Annotated in this window: 9 protein-coding genes and 3 pseudogenes; 11 read left to right on the forward strand and 1 reads right to left on the reverse strand. The window is 56.2% G+C overall.

The genetic code is table 11. The annotated features are described in order from the left end of the window. Positions 1 to 58 precede the first annotated feature (58 nt). The 3 genes and pseudogenes from prmB to AU14_RS01320 all read left to right on the forward strand — a co-directional run bounded on the left by prmB (position 59) and on the right by AU14_RS01320 (position 3,277). Complete coding sequence (gene prmB / locus AU14_RS01310) at positions 59 to 961, forward strand: 50S ribosomal protein L3 N(5)-glutamine methyltransferase (RefSeq protein ID WP_041338318.1); 903 nt, start codon at positions 59 to 61, stop codon at positions 959 to 961. Between the two features lie 37 nt (positions 962 to 998). Further along, a pseudogene (aroC, locus tag AU14_RS01315) lies at positions 999 to 2,092 on the forward strand (chorismate synthase). Between the two features lie 39 nt (positions 2,093 to 2,131). Continuing rightward, a complete protein-coding gene (locus tag AU14_RS01320) occupies positions 2,132 to 3,277 on the forward strand; it encodes an MFS transporter (protein ID WP_269079133.1) in 1,146 nt (381 codons plus the stop codon). Here the strand turns inward: AU14_RS01320 and AU14_RS01325 are convergent. Further along, a complete protein-coding gene (locus tag AU14_RS01325) occupies positions 3,274 to 4,170 on the reverse strand; it encodes a LysR family transcriptional regulator (RefSeq protein WP_041338321.1) in 897 nt (298 codons plus the stop codon). The genes AU14_RS01320 and AU14_RS01325 overlap by 4 nt on opposite strands. Before the next feature lie 184 nt (positions 4,171 to 4,354). Here AU14_RS01325 and leuC point away from each other — a divergent pair, with 184 nt between their 5' ends. From leuC to trpB, 8 genes and pseudogenes are all read left to right on the forward strand, one after another. Beyond that, positions 4,355 to 5,770 carry a 3-isopropylmalate dehydratase large subunit gene (leuC, locus tag AU14_RS01330; protein ID WP_041338323.1) on the forward strand — a complete coding sequence of 472 codons (1,416 nt, stop codon included), beginning with the start codon at positions 4,355 to 4,357 and terminating at the stop codon, positions 5,768 to 5,770. A 17-nt stretch (positions 5,771 to 5,787) separates the two neighbouring features. Further along, positions 5,788 to 6,435: a 3-isopropylmalate dehydratase small subunit gene (gene leuD, locus AU14_RS01335; protein ID WP_041338325.1), complete on the forward strand. Its 648-nt coding sequence runs from the start codon at positions 5,788 to 5,790 to the stop codon at positions 6,433 to 6,435. Between the two features lie 39 nt (positions 6,436 to 6,474). Next, positions 6,475 to 7,548, forward strand: coding sequence for a 3-isopropylmalate dehydrogenase (gene leuB, locus AU14_RS01340; protein ID WP_041338327.1), 1,074 nt, complete (start codon positions 6,475 to 6,477; stop codon positions 7,546 to 7,548). Positions 7,549 to 7,674: 126 nt separating this feature from the next. After that, positions 7,675 to 8,790, forward strand: coding sequence for an aspartate-semialdehyde dehydrogenase (gene asd / locus AU14_RS01345; RefSeq protein WP_041338329.1), 1,116 nt, complete (start codon positions 7,675 to 7,677; stop codon positions 8,788 to 8,790). A 312-nt stretch (positions 8,791 to 9,102) separates the two neighbouring features. Beyond that, a complete protein-coding gene (locus AU14_RS01350) occupies positions 9,103 to 12,300 on the forward strand; it encodes a FimV/HubP family polar landmark protein (RefSeq protein WP_041338330.1) in 3,198 nt (1,065 codons plus the stop codon). A 105-nt stretch (positions 12,301 to 12,405) separates the two neighbouring features. Further along, positions 12,406 to 13,313: pseudogene (truA, locus tag AU14_RS01355) on the forward strand (tRNA pseudouridine(38-40) synthase TruA). Continuing rightward, positions 13,310 to 13,926: pseudogene (locus AU14_RS01360) on the forward strand (phosphoribosylanthranilate isomerase). The pseudogenes truA and AU14_RS01360 overlap by 4 nt, the downstream one beginning before the upstream one ends. Before the next feature lie 4 nt (positions 13,927 to 13,930). Continuing rightward, positions 13,931 to 15,139, forward strand: coding sequence for a tryptophan synthase subunit beta (gene trpB / locus AU14_RS01365; protein WP_407942840.1), 1,209 nt, complete (start codon positions 13,931 to 13,933; stop codon positions 15,137 to 15,139). Positions 15,140 to 15,155 lie beyond the last annotated feature (16 nt).

Genomic DNA, 15,155 nt, shown 5'->3' on the forward strand with positions numbered 1-15,155 from the left:
TGGGCACGAAAGGGCGTATAATGCCGCGCTGTTAATTTCGCCTTACAGGATCGTGCCCGTGACCAGCCCTATTGATGACCTACACACCGTTCGCGACTATCTGCGATACGCGTCAACGCAATTTGCAGCTTCCGGGCTGTATTTCGGTCATGGCACCGATAATGTCTGGGATGAGGCGGTGCAGCTGGTCATGCGATCCCTGAACCTGCCGCTGGAAAACAACACCCTGTTTCTCGATGCACGCCTGGTCCGTGAAGAGCGACAGCTGATTCACGAGCGAATCAAGCGCCGGATCACCGAGCGAGTGCCACTTGCGTACTTGCTGGGTGAGGCGTGGTTCATGGGTCTGCCGTTTCACGTTGATGAACGCGTGCTGGTGCCGCGGTCACCCATCGGTGAACTGATCGAAAACAGACTCCAGCCCTGGCTGGGCGACAAGTCGGTGAACCGTGTGCTGGATCTTTGCACCGGCAGCGGCTGCATTGGCATTGGCGCGGCCACCGTGTTTGAAGACGCTCTGGTTGATCTGGCCGACATTTCGGTGGATGCGCTGGAGGTAGCTGAATCGAACATTGAGCTGCACGAGCTTGGTGATCGGGTCCAATGCATCCAGTCAGACGTATTCAGCAATATCAATGGCCAGTACGATGTCATTCTGAGCAATCCGCCGTATGTCGATGCGGAAGATCTTGCTGACATGCCGGATGAATACCATCACGAACCTGAGTTGGGATTAGCGGCTGGGTCTGATGGGTTGGATATTGCGCATCGGATACTCGAAAAGGCTGCCGAGCACCTGGCGCAGGATGGACTCCTCATTGTTGAAGTTGGCAACAGCTGGGGCGCGATGGATGATGCCTATCCGGATCTTCCGCTGACCTGGCTGGAGTTTGAGAATGGTGGCAGTGGGGTGTTCCTGGTTACTGCGGAAGCCCTTCGCGAATGGCAGAAAAAGGCTTAAACCCTTTTCTTATATAAACTGAATAAAGTGCTGAATCATGTCGGGAAATACCTTCGGAAAGTTGTTCACGGTCACCTCCTTCGGTGAAAGCCACGGCGCTGCATTAGGCTGCATTATTGATGGCTGTCCTCCGGGGCTGGAGCTCACAGAAGCAGACATGCAGCGGGATCTGGATCTTCGTAAGCCCGGCACCTCACGACATACCACCCAGCGTCGTGAGGCGGATGAAGTCAGGATTCTGTCCGGTGTGTTCGAAGGCAAGACCACCGGCACTCCGATCGGCCTGCTGATCGAAAACACCGATCAGCGCTCGAAGGATTACTCCAAGATTGCCGAGCAGTTTCGGCCCGCACACGCCGATTACACCTACGTGCACAAATACGGTGTGCGTGACTATCGTGGTGGCGGACGCTCTTCTGCCCGTGAGACCGCCATGCGGGTTGCCGCGGGTGCGGTCGCGCGGAAGTACCTGGAGCAACGCCTGGGTATTACCATTCGCGGTTATCTGTCTCAGCTCGGCCCGATCAAGATCGAAAAGATCGATTGGGACCAGGTGCACCAGAATCCATTCTTCTGCCGGATGCCGATAAGGTGCCAGAAATGGAGGCCTACATGGACGCACTCCGGAAGGAGGGTGATTCCATCGGTGCCCGCATTAACGTGGTAGCCGAGGGTGTTCCGCCAGGATTGGGCGAGCCAATATTTGATCGTCTAGACGCCGATCTGGCCCATGCCCTGATGAGCATCAATGCGGTCAAGGCGGTGGAGATTGGTGCCGGCTTCGATAGTGTCGAGCAGAAGGGCACGGAGCACCGGGATGAAATGACGCCGGAGGGCTTTTTGTCGAACAACGCCGGCGGCGTACTGGGTGGTATTTCCTCTGGCCAGCCAATCACGGCGAGTATCGCTTTAAAGCCGACCTCCAGCCTCCGCCTGCCCGGGCGGGGCATCGATGTTCATGGCAACCCGGCCGAGATCATCACCACCGGACGTCACGATCCGTGCGTTGGTATTCGCGCCACGCCGATTGCTGAGGCGATGATGGCCATCGTGTTGATGGATCATTATCTGCGTCACCGGGGACAAAACGGTGATGTGTCGGTAGACACGCCGGTACTGAGCCAGTTGTAAGTCGCAGCTGGCTCGGGAGCGCAGGCTATCTACTGGCGACTGTCCAACCTCTATTTCTGGTTCTTTGCCCTCCTCGGAGGGCTTTTGCCGTATTGGTCCCTGTACCTCGAAGGACAGGGGTTTACCTATCTCCAGATCGCCACCCTGATGGCGACCATTCAGCTGACCAAAATTGTTGCTCCCAGCGTCTGGGGTTGGCTCGGTGATCGCAGCGGACAGCGGGTTCGGTTGGTTCGCTTTGGGGCAATTACCGGCTCGTTTTTTTTCGCGGGTGTGTTTCTTGAGCCCGGGTTTTATGGCCTGTTGCTGGTCATGCTGGCGTTCACCTTCTTCTGGAATGCCATCCTCCCGCTTTACGAAGTCATCACGCTCCGCACACTAGGTCAGCGCAAAGAAAAGTACGGCAAGATCCGGCTTTGGGGTTCAGTAGGGTTCATTGTTGCCGTCGGTGTTGTCGGGGCCATCCTCGAGTATGTCCCCATTCAGAGCCTTCCCTGGCTGCTGCTGCCGGTGTTCGCCGGTATCGCAGTCTCTGCGTTCCTGGTGCCCTCGGAGCAGGGCGAGCGCAAGCCGCCTGCGCCAAAAGGCAGTTTGAAAGCGATTGTGACGCACCCTGCTGTGATTGCGTTTTTCCTGATGAACTTCTTGCTACAGGTGTCGCACGGCGCCTATTACACGTTCTTCAGTATTCATCTGGAACAGCACGGGTATGGCAAGCTCTCCATTGGTTTGCTGTGGTCGTTGGGGGTGATTGCCGAAATAGGCCTGTTCCTGGTCATGCACCGGCTGTCCCGTCGGTTCAGTGTCCGGCAGATTGCGATCGGTGCGCTCACGTTGACGATGATTCGCTGGGTACTAATTGCAGAAGTGACCGATGTGTTGGCAGTGCTGATCTTCGCGCAGTGCCTGCATGCGGCTTCCTATGGCGCGCTGCATGCGCTCTCGGTTCAATACATTCAGGGTTTCTTTGGCAAGCATCATCATGGCCAGGGCCAGGCACTCTACAGCGGCCTGACTTTTGGTGCAGGTGGGGCGTTGGGGGCCTGGATGTCCGGGTTTCTTGTCGATGGTTTCAGCACCTCGGCTGCGTTCTGGGGCGGTGCCGTTGCCATGCTGGTTGCCATCGTCATTACCTGGCGGGGGTTGAGACCTCCTCCGGCACCCGCTGTGCAAACGGAAGGCTAATCCGGTTTCTGGCCTGGGCCTTTGTTCAGTTCCTCTTCCCGCACGATTGCCAGCAAGGCCTGGGCCGCAAGGCTAAGCCGACGGCCCGAAAGCCCAATTGCACCCAGTACCCGGGAAACCGAAAAGCCGAGATCCAGCCTGTGAACAGAATTATCCAGCATGCGGATGGGTAGAACGCTCCAGCCCAGCCCGACGCTGGTCATCATCTTTATGGTTTCCAGATAGTTGGTCGGAATCTGTTGCTGTAAGGGCAGGTTTGCCTCAAGGAACAAGCGACTGACGGTTCGGTAGGTCGCGGTTGTGGTGTCCGGCAGGAGGGCCGGGTAGCGAGCCAGGTCGCTGAGGGTTACCGGGTTTTGGCTGGTTAGTTCGTGGTCCGGTCCAGTGACAAAGGCCATCGGGTCAGCCCATTGCTCGTATACCATGAAATGGCTTTCCATGCTGTCACTGAGCGTGACAAACGCCAGTTCCGCCTTTCGTTTGCGCATCTGTGCGTAGGCCGCATCCGACTCCATAAACTGCAGGTTCAGCTTCACGTCGGGGTGGTCGACGGTAAAGCGTCGAAGCCAGTTGGGCAGATGGTGCAAGCCAATGTGGTGGCTCGCTATGATCTGCAGCTCACCGGCAAGGGCTTCATTATCCGGGGATAGCGATACCCGCGCGTTATGGATTTCGTCCAGAATCAGGCGGGCGTGAGGGAGCAGCCGAGTACCGGCTTCTGTAAGCCGGATTTGCCGATGACTGCGGTCAATCAAGGTGGTGCCCAGTTGGTGCTCCAGTGTCGCTAGCCGTTTGCTAATGGCCGGCTGTGTGAGGTGCAGAACCTCGGCGGCTTCTGAGAAAGAGCCCTGATCAACAATGGTCAGAAACGCGCGAAGGGAATTGGAGTCCATGGGCTTCACCGGGTCAGTGGATGTGATCAGAATGCATGCAGTGAGCGCTACATCCCCAAAAATAAGTTATGCCAATTTGGAATGCAAAGAATAAAAAACATGAATTGAGGTTATCGGGTGCGGGAGAGTAAGATAGCCCCATTCATTGGACAATCAAGAACCCTCTAAGAACGAGAGAGTAATCATGGCGGGCAAGACCTTATACGACAAATTGTGGGACGACCACCTGGTCAAGCAACGGGACGACGGCTCTGCGTTGATCTATATCGACCGTCAGCTGCTGCACGAAGTCACTTCGCCGCAAGCGTTTGAGGCTTGCGTCTGGCCGGGCGTAAGCTGGCGGATCGATGCCAACATCGCTACGCCTGACCACAACGTTCCGACCACGGATCGAGACAAGGGTATCGACGGCATTGTCGATCCGGTATCCCGTACCCAGGTGGAAACTCTCGACAAGAACTGCGACGAGTTCGGCATCCTTGAATTCAAAATCAAGGACCAGCGTCAGGGCATTGTGCACGTTATCGGGCCTGAGCAGGGCGCTACGCTGCCTGGTATGAGCATCGTTTGTGGAGATTCCCATACCTCCACCCACGGCGCCTTCGGATGTCTGGCTCATGGCATTGGCACCTCTGAGGTTGAGCACGTACTGGCGACCCAGTGCCTGGTGCAGCAGAAAATGAAGAACATGCTGGTAAAGGTGAATGGCAAGCTCGGACCAGGTGTGACGGGTAAAGACGTTGTGTTGGCCATCATTGGCAAGATCGGTACCGCCGGCGGTACCGGCCATGCCATCGAATTTGGCGGTGAAGCTATTCGTGGTTTGAGCATGGAAGCCCGAATGACCATCTGCAACATGTCGATTGAGGCAGGTGCCCGGGTCGGCATGGTCGCCGTAGATGACACCACCATTGACTACGTCCGCGGCCGTCCGTTTGCACCAAGTGGTGAAACGTGGGATGCGGCGGTGGAGTACTGGCGCACCCTGCACAGCGACGACGATGCTGTCTTCGATAAAGTAGTTGAGCTCGAGGGCTCTGAGATCAAGCCGCAGGTCAGCTGGGGTACGTCACCGGAAATGGTCGCCGGCGTCGACGGCTTCGTGCCGGACCCGGCCAAAGAGCAGGATCCCATCAAGCGTGAAGGCATTGTTCGGGCTTTGAAGTACATGGGGCTTGAGCCCAACACACCGATCACGGGCATTGCCCTGGATCGGGTGTTTATCGGTTCCTGCACCAATAGCCGTATTGAGGATTTGCGTGAAGCCGCGGCAGTGGTCAAGGGGCGCAAGGTTGCTGCCGGTCTGAAGCAGGCCATGGTGGTTCCGGGCTCTGGTTTGGTGAAAGCTCAGGCCGAACAGGAAGGGCTCGACAAGATCTTCATTGAAGCTGGATTGGAGTGGCGTGATCCGGGTTGTTCCATGTGCCTGGCCATGAATGCCGACAAATTGGGGCAGGGTGAGCATTGCGCGTCCACGTCCAACCGGAACTTCGAGGGACGTCAGGGCCTTGGTGGTCGCACCCACCTGGTTAGTCCTGCCATGGCCGCCGCCGCAGCGGTTACCGGCCATTTCGTTGATGTCCGTGAATTGATGAACTGAGCCACAGGAGAGAGACCATGCGCGCATTAAAGCAACACCAGGGCCTGGTGGCCCCCATGGACCGTTCCAATGTGGACACGGACATGATCATTCCCAAGCAGTTTCTGAAATCCATCAAGCGGACCGGGTTTGGGCCGAACCTGTTTGATGAACTGCGCTATCTGGATGAAGGAAAGCCGGATCAGGATTGCTCCGAGCGGCCGATTAATCCGGATTTCGTGCTTAACCAGGATCGGTATAAAAACGCCAGTGTGCTGCTTGCTCGCACTAACTTTGGTTGTGGCTCGAGCCGTGAGCACGCCCCATGGGCGCTGGAAGACTATGGTTTTCGAGTGATCATTGCTCCCAGCTTTGCCGATATTTTTTATAACAACTGCTTTAAGAATGGGTTGTTACCAATTGTTTTGGAAGAAAAAATTGTTGATCAGCTTTTCAATGAGGCTGAAGTTCAAGAGGGGTATCAACTGGCGGTTGATCTCGAGGCAAAGACGGTCACCACACCTGCCGGTGAGGCCTTCAATTTTGAGGTTGATGACTTCCGTCGCCACTGCCTCCTGAATGGCCTCGATGATATCGGCGTCACTCTCGAGCAAGCCGATGTGATCAAGTCCTACGAAGAGCAGCGTCGACAGACCGCGCCCTGGTTGTTTGGCGCCGGAAACTGATTCTTATTGACTGAAGTAGATCTGACACAGGAAAGGATTATGTCCAGAACCGTATTAATGCTGCCGGGCGACGGTATCGGTCCCGAAATCGTTGCCGAAGCGGAACAGGTACTGAAAAAAGTAAACGAAAAATTTGGGTTGGGGCTCAGCTTTGAATCGGGTCTGGTCGGTGGTGCTGCCATCGATGCGACCGATTCGCCGCTGCCGGCGGAAACACTGGAGAGCGCCAGAAAAGCCGATGCCATCCTGTTGGGTGCCGTTGGCGGGCCGAAGTGGGACAGCCTCCCGATGGCAAAGCGACCGGAAAAGGGCTTGTTGGGTCTGCGCTCGAATCTGGAGCTGTTTGCGAACCTGCGGCCGGCCATCCTGTATCCCCAGCTGGCCTCGGCGTCGTCACTGAAGCCCGAGGTGGTGTCTGGTCTGGATATCATGATCGTGCGAGAGCTGACCGGCGGCATCTACTTTGGTCAGCCGCGAGGCGTTCGTGAGCTTGAGAGCGGTGAGCGCCAGGGCTATAACACTTACGCTTATACCGAATCCGAGATTCGCCGGATTGGCCGTGTAGCGTTTGAGGCGGCTCAGCAGCGGGGCAAGAAACTGTGCTCCGTGGACAAGGCCAACGTCCTGGAGGTGACCGTACTCTGGCGCGAGATCATGAATGATCTGTGTCGGGAATACCCGGATGTCGAGCTGTCTCACATGTATGTGGACAACGCGGCCATGCAGCTGGTTCGCGCACCCAAGCAATTCGACGTGATTGTGACTGGCAACATGTTTGGTGATATTCTTTCTGACGAAGCAGCTATGCTGACCGGGTCTATTGGCATGTTGCCATCGGCGTCGCTGAACTCAGACAAGCAGGGTATGTATGAGCCTTGCCACGGTTCAGCCCCGGATATTGCCGGTCAAGGCATTGCCAATCCGCTGGCGACCATCCTGAGTGCCGCAATGTTGTTGCGTTATAGCTTGGGTGAGGACGCAGCAGCGGAGGCTATTGAGGCAGCGGTCAGCAAGGTGTTGGATCAGGGCTTGCGTACAGCTGACATCATGTCGGATGACGGCAAACGGGTCTCGACCCGTGAAATGGGCGAAGCCGTACTGGCTGCCCTGTAAACAGGCGCCTGTCCCGATTATTTGAGACCCGACGGCACCACGATGCGGCTGCCGCGGGATCACCCATCCTGTCCCAGCCAGCGAAAAGGGCTGAGGGCGGGCATAAAAGAGGTTCAAAGGTCGCACATGAAGCGAGTTGGACTTGTAGGTTGGCGTGGCATGGTGGGCTCGGTCCTCATGCAGCGCATGCGTGACGAAAACGATTTCGCCGATATCGATCCGGTATTCTTCTCAACGTCGCAGACCGGTAAACCGGCGCCGGACGTTGGCAAGGAAGGGGTGCCTCCACTCCAGGACGCGTTCGATATCGATACCCTGAAAACCCTCGATGTTATCGTTACCTGCCAGGGTGGGGATTACACCTCGGCGGTCTACCAGAAGCTGCGCGATGCCGGTTGGCAGGGCTACTGGATCGATGCCGCATCGACCCTGCGCATGGTCGACCATTCAGTGATTGTGCTGGATCCGGTCAACCGCAATGTGATTGATTCGGCCCTGGCCAAGGGTGTTAAGGATTACGTCGGTGGTAACTGCACCGTCAGTCTGATGATGCTGGCTCTCGGTGGTCTGCTCGAGCAGGATCTGATCGAGTGGGTTTCTCCCATGACTTATCAGGCTGCTTCCGGTTCCGGTGCCCAGAACATGCGGGAACTGCTTAACCAGATGGGCGATCTGTATGGCAGCGTGAAATCTGAGCTGGCCGATCCGTCGTCCGCCATTCTCGAAATTGATCGCAAGGTCACCGAAACCATGCGTTCCGGTGAGTTTCCGACTGAGCACTTCGGTGTGCCGCTTGCCGGCAGCCTGATTCCGTTCATCGACAAGCAGCTCGACAACGGAATGAGCAAGGAAGAGTGGAAGGCCGGTGTCGAGACCAACAAGATTCTGGGTCGTAGCGACAACCCGATTCCGATCGACGGTATCTGTGTTCGTATCGGTGCGATGCGTTCCCACAGTCAGGCCTTGACCATCAAGCTCAAGAAGGACATTCCGGTAGAGGAAATTGAGTCTATTCTGGCGAGAGCGAACGATTGGGTTAAAGTGATCCCCAATGATCGTGATGCCACTATGGAAGAGCTCACACCTGCCAAGGTCACGGGAACCCTCAGCGTTCCGATCGGACGGATCAGGAAACTCGCCATGGGGCCGGAGTATATCTCTGCCTTTACGGTGGGTGACCAGTTGCTGTGGGGCGCTGCTGAGCCGCTGAGGCGCATGCTGCGAATCCTGCAGGAACGTTAAGAAATGTTGCGCGGTGGCAATTAATGCCAACTGTGTCCGGTTTCTGAAAACCGGAAGAGGGGCGAAGGCTGATTTCAGTCTTCGCCCCTGTTATTTTCAAGGGCGCTAGGGAGTTCCGCGCGGTTGATACAAAATGGTACAAGGAATGCGGCTGATTGATTGATTAAAGGGAAATTATCAACAATACTTGCCGGACCGAACGTTAATAACACGACATAATAACTAGAACTATCCAGACGGAAGTCATCCAACCTCGTCCGATTCTGTTTTATTAAAGCAGTAACGAATAACGGAGACTGGAAAGGAAAAAGCATGAAGGTACGCAAGCTTGCGGTTGCCCTGGCTCTGGCGGGAGGGCTTGGCTCTGGCGTCGCACAGGCCCTGGGGCTGGGAGAAATTGAACTTCAGTCTTACCTGAACGAGCCTTTGGATGCAGAGATAAATCTGCCCCAAAGCCGGGGAGTAGATCCTGGGGATGTGTTCGTGAACGTCGCCCCCGAATCTGCCTATGAAAGGGTTGGACTCAGCCGCAACCAGTTTCTGAGTAAACTCAGGTTCCAGGTTGTTACACAAAACGATGGGTCGCTGGCGGTCAATGTGTCGTCCAGGGAGCCACTGCGTGAACCATATTTAAACTTTCTGCTTGAGATGACTTGGCCAAGCGGACGGTTGATGAGGGAATACGCCGTACTGGTGGATCCTCCTGTATACGCTGAAGATTCCGGGGTTCAGGAGCAGGTCAGTGCTCCAGCCGTTACCTCGGTTCAGCCGCAGCCGACATCTACTGCGCGAAGCAATGAATCTGTTCGTCGCCAGACTCAGGCCGAGCAATCCCTGAGCCGTGGCTTCCAGGGTAATACCCTGGGCCCAACCCAGTCCTCCGATACCCTCTGGACCATCGCCTCACGAGTTCGGCCTAACGACTCGGTGTCGATGCAGCAGGTAATGCTGGCCCTTCAGGATTTGAATCCCGATGCTTTTATTGGTGGAAACATCAATCGCCTGAAGCGGGGAGAGATTCTGCGAGTACCGACACTGGATCAAATCCAGTCACGCACGCGAGCCCAGGCGACCCGTGCGGTCAGTCAGCAGAACACTGAATTCCAGACGCCAAAGCGCACCGTTGATGCCACGGCCGCAAGCCAGCCTCAGGCAGCACCGGAATCCGCAACAGCAGCTGGGGGGGATGAGCTCAAGCTTCTGGTTCCGGATGAAGAAAGTCGCGAAGCAACTGAAGGCGGCTCTGCGGGTGGCGATGGTCAGCTTGCGGGCGGTGCGGATGCCGGTAGTGCGGTTGCCATGGAGCAGCTTGAAAGTGCCCGTCGGGAAAACGATGAACTGAACACCCGTGTTGATGATCTGCAGGAGCAGGTTGAGACACTGCAGCGATTGCTCGAATTGAAGAACAGCCAGCTGGCAGAAATGCAGCAAATGGCTGGAGAGTCGGGCGAAGCCACAGCAACAGATGCGTCGGATGGTGTAGCAGAGGATACTGCAGGTGCTGAAGGCGAGCCTGAGGCCGCCGAATCTGCAGTCGCAGGACAGGATCAGCCTGTAACCGAGGTCAGTGAAGCCGAGCAGGTAGGTGAAACCGCTGAAAGCGAAACTGCTTCTGCCGCTGAAGATACAGCCGCAGCGCCGTCAGGCGACGCAGCTGATGCGGAAATCGAAGCAGCAGATGACGGTTCCGCGGTTGAAGCAGAGCCGATGGCCGAGTCTGAGCAGGCAGACGTTGTTGAGGCCGAGCCTGTAGCTTCGGAAGCTGCGCCCGAGGAAGCGGCGCCAGCACCGCAGCCGTCCAGTCAGCAACCAGCTGCCGACAAAGGCGTGTTGGGCAACATCTTCGACTCCATTACCAATAACGCCATGTACCAGATGGCACTTGGTGGTGGCCTGATCATTTTGCTGCTGCTGTTGCTGCTCTTGGCCCGAAGGAACGCCAACCGTGAAAAGGCGTTTTACGAGGAGCTGAACAGCGAAGCCGAGGATGACAGCGACTCCATCCAGCTAAGCCTGGATGACGAGGAGCCGGAGCATGTCGGAGCCGAGGACCCGCTGGCCGAGGCCGAAACCTACATTGCCTACGGTCGACACGATCAGGCCGCTCAGACTCTGGAGACGGCGATTTCCAGAGAGCCAAGCCGCACCGATCTGCGCCTGAAGTTGCTGGGTGTCTATGCCGACAGTCAGGATCGCGCTTCTTTTGAAAAGCAGTTTGGTGAGATTGCTGCGCTGGATGACGATCAGGCAATGGCTTCTGCAACAGCTCTGAGAACTCAGCTGGACGAAGCTGAAGCAATGCCAAGCATTGACGATCTAGAGTCGCAACTCAGATCTGATTCGTTTGGTAGCGCGGAGCCGCTGGAGACTGAAACGGCAGCATCTGATGACAACGAGATGCAACTGTCGGATGAGCTACTGGCTGACCAGTACGATTCTGAGCAGGAAGATCAGGTTGAAAACGAATTCGGTGAACTGGATACAGACTTTGCCGACTTCGATCTCAATGAAGTTGAGTCTGCTGAAGACCTTTCTGAAGGGGAACCTGGAGAGGCTGCTGAAGAAAAAAACGACGATGGCATGATCGAATACGATCTGTCGGGACTTTCTCTGGATTCGGAAGAAAAGGACGATGCAGGCCAAGAGTCTTCGCTCGAAACCTCTCTTGAGAATGACGACGATTACTCGGCGCTGGAAATCGATCTCGAAGATGAGAGCTCGTTGGAATTGGGCGAGATCGATGAAGCTGACGATCTTGAGATGGAACTCGAAAGCGCTCTTGATGAGAAGCCTGAGACAGATTCTCTTGAGGGTGGCGCAAGCGAAGAGGTGTCCAGCGCTGAGTCGGAGTCGGCCCAGTCGGATGTTGACTCCCTCGACGAGTCTTTCCTCGACGAACTTGATGCCGAGCTAGACAAGGTGGCGGGCGAAGACGACGAGCTTGGAGGCGAAGAAATGGAAGAGTCTTCCCTCGACGACCTTGAACTGGACGTTTCGGATGAGGATCTGGCACTGATGGAAGAGTTCTCTGATTCCGCAGACTCGTCCAATCATCAGGAAGGTGAGGCACCTGCGCTGGATGATCAATTGAACCTTGAAGATACGCTTGCCGAAGGTGATGTTCTTGGAGAGACCGAAGCGGATAGCCCGGAGGACGAAATCGCCGGCACTGAGGAACTGGAAGAATTGAGTTCTTTGGATGACCTGGGTGAGCCTGAGTCACTGGCCAATGACGACGACAACATCGAACTGCCGGTGGCCTCGGAAACCGTGGGCGACGATTCGTCTAAACCCGCTGCGATCGAAATCGATGAAAATGAGCTGGGCGACGAAGATGACTTCGATTTCCTCGCTGGGACCGATGAAGCGGCGACTAAGCTGGATCTGGCCCGTGCTTACATTGAGATGGGTGACAGTGATGGTGCCCGCGACATCCTTGAGGAAGTTGCGCTGGAAGGAGATGACGAGCAGAAAGGCGAAGCACAGGATCTCCTTAAAAATCTGTCCTGATTCGTTATAATCGGGTCATTCAGGTAAAAGCGCCGGCCGTCGGGTTCTCGACCGACACAAGCCGGCGCTTTGTTTTTTTCAGTATGACTTTTATCGGATAGGCGCTTGTTCTTCGAACCTCAACAACTCACCTCGGATATTGCAATTGGTAACGGTCGGGTCGCCATTGCGTTCGAATACGATGGGCGCGATTTTCACGGCTGGCAGCAGCAGAAATCCGGAGTGCGCTCGGTAGAAGCGGAGCTGGCGGCTGCGGTTGCCAAAGTTGCGAATCATCCCGTGGATCTGGTTTGTGCCGGGCGCACCGATGCCGGTGTGCATGCCAGCTACCAGATTGCCCACTTTGAAACCCCGTCAATAAGGAGTCTTCGCTCCTGGGTGATGGGCATCAATACCGCCTTGCCCAGTGACATTGCTGTCCATTGGGCCGGTAATGGCACTGAAGATTTTCACGCCCGCTTTTCTGCCGTTTATCGGCGTTATCGATACGTTATCTATAATCACCCGGTTCGACCCGGCATCCAACGAGGTCAGGTCAGTTGGACTTTCCGTCCTCTCGATGCTGATCGCATGCATGAGGCCGCACAGGCTTTACTGGGTGAGCATGACTTTTCGTCATTCCAGGCGGCGGGGTGCCAGTCCCGCACACCAGTCCGGTATATGGAGCGGATTGCGGTAACCCGCAAAGGGAACTTTGTCGTAATAGACGTGCAGGCAAACGCGTTTTTGCACCATATGGTGCGGAACATAGCGGGTGCCTGATGGCGGTTGGCGCAGGGCAGAAGCCGGCTCAGTGGATTCATGACATACTAGGGGCAAGAGACAGAACAGTGGCAGGGGTCACGGCGCCGCCGCATGGCCTTTACCTTGTTGGTGTCGGTTACCCTGGTCATTTCGGTATCCCTCAGGCTGAGTGCGGGCCAGGATTTTTGCGACCCTGGTTTGATCGGTCAGAGAACCGACCGATACCGCCAACCCACATTCACCCGAAGCAACCGGTACAACAGGCATGAGTACGCGAGTCAAGATTTGTGGCCTGACGCGCACCGAGGACGTTGAATCGGCAGTGGCAGCGGGCGCTGATGCCTGGGTTTGGTCTTTTATGAGCCAAGCCCGCGGGCGGTCAGCATTGCGGATGCCCAGAAGTTGATTCGATCGGTTCCAGCCTTCGTCTCTGCTGTTGGGCTGTTCGTAAATCCGACCGAGCAGGAGGTGAGAGAGGTGCTTTCTCATCTGCCTCTGGATCTGCTCCAATTTCACGGGGATGAAAGCCCCGAGTTCTGCAGCCAATTTCAGCGTCGCTGGATCAAGGCCATACGGGTTCAGAATCGCGAACAGGTGATTCAGGCCTTTGCCCGGTACCACGAGGCCGCAGGCCTGCTTGTGGATGCCTGGGACCCCGATCGCTACGGAGGAACGGGGAAGTCTTTTAACTGGGATCTGATCCCATCAGAGAGACCGCTGCCGCTTATATTGGCCGGTGGTTTGTCTTCTGATAACGTGTTCCGCGCTGTCGAGCAGGTGCAACCCTGGGCTGTTGATGTCAGCGGTGGTGTGGAGCGCAGTAAAGGCATCAAGGATATCCAAAAAATTTCCGACTTTATTAAAGAGGTTCACCGTGTCTGAGAAATTGACTGAAGAAATGCTGAGCGCGCTGCCGGATGCGAGGGGGCACTTTGGGGCCTTTGGCGGACGGTTTGTTTCCGAGACGTTGATGGATTCCCTGATGACGCTCGAGAAAGAGTACAAGATGCTGAAGAACGACCCGGAGTTCCAGGCTCGCTTTGACATGGAACTGGCGGATTATGTCGGTCGGCCCACACCACTGTATTTCGCAGAACGACTGACTCGGGAAACCGGTGGCGCGCAGATCTGGTTGAAGCGTGAGGATCTGTGCCACACAGGTGCTCACAAGGTAAACAACACCATCGGTCAGGCGTTGCTGGCAAGCTTTCTTGGTAAAAAGCGGATTATTGCCGAAACTGGTGCCGGCCAGCACGGCGTTGCGACCGCAACCGTGTGTGCCCGCCTTGGCCTGGAATGTCACGTTTTCATGGGCGCAGAGGATGTGCAGCGCCAGTCGCTGAACGTGTTTCGTATGAAGCTGCTGGGCGCCGAGGTGCATGCGGTTGAAAGTGGCACCCGCACGCTGAAAGATGCGATGAACGACGCCATGCGCGACTGGGTATCTTACGTAGACGAAACCTTCTACATCATTGGCACGGTCGCCGGTCCGCACCCGTACCCGATGCTGGTTCGTGATTTCCAGTCGGTCATTGGCCGTGAAACCCGCCGCCAGGCGCTGGAGAAAACCGGTAAACTTCCGGACGCCCTGGTGGCGTGTGTAGGTGGTGGCTCCAACGCTATCGGTATGTTCTACCCGTTCCTGTCTGACGAATCTGTTCAGTTGTACGGCGTTGAAGCCGGTGGTCTGGGGATTGAAACCGGCAAGCACGCTGCACCCCTGTGCGCGGGCCGCCCCGGTGTCCTTCATGGCAACCGCACCTACTTGATGGAAGATGAGAATGGCCAGATTGCCGGCACCCATTCCGTTAGTGCCGGTCTTGACTACCCGGGTGTGGGACCTGAGCACAGCTGGTTGAAAGACATCGGTCGTGCCAATTATGTGTCCGTCACCGACGATGAGGCTATGGAAGGGTTCCGTAAGCTGACCCGTGTTGAAGGGATCATGCCGGCACTGGAAACAGCCCACGCGGTGGCTTATGCCATCAAGCTTGCGGCTACCATGGACAAGGATCAAACCGTCGTGATCAACGTGTCCGGTCGGGGCGATAAAGACATCAACACGGTTGCCAAGCTTGAAGGCATCGAGATCTGAAGAAGTTACAGGAGCA

The sequence above is a fragment of the Marinobacter similis genome (assembly GCF_000830985.1).
Taxonomy (GTDB): domain Bacteria; phylum Pseudomonadota; class Gammaproteobacteria; order Pseudomonadales; family Oleiphilaceae; genus Marinobacter; species Marinobacter similis.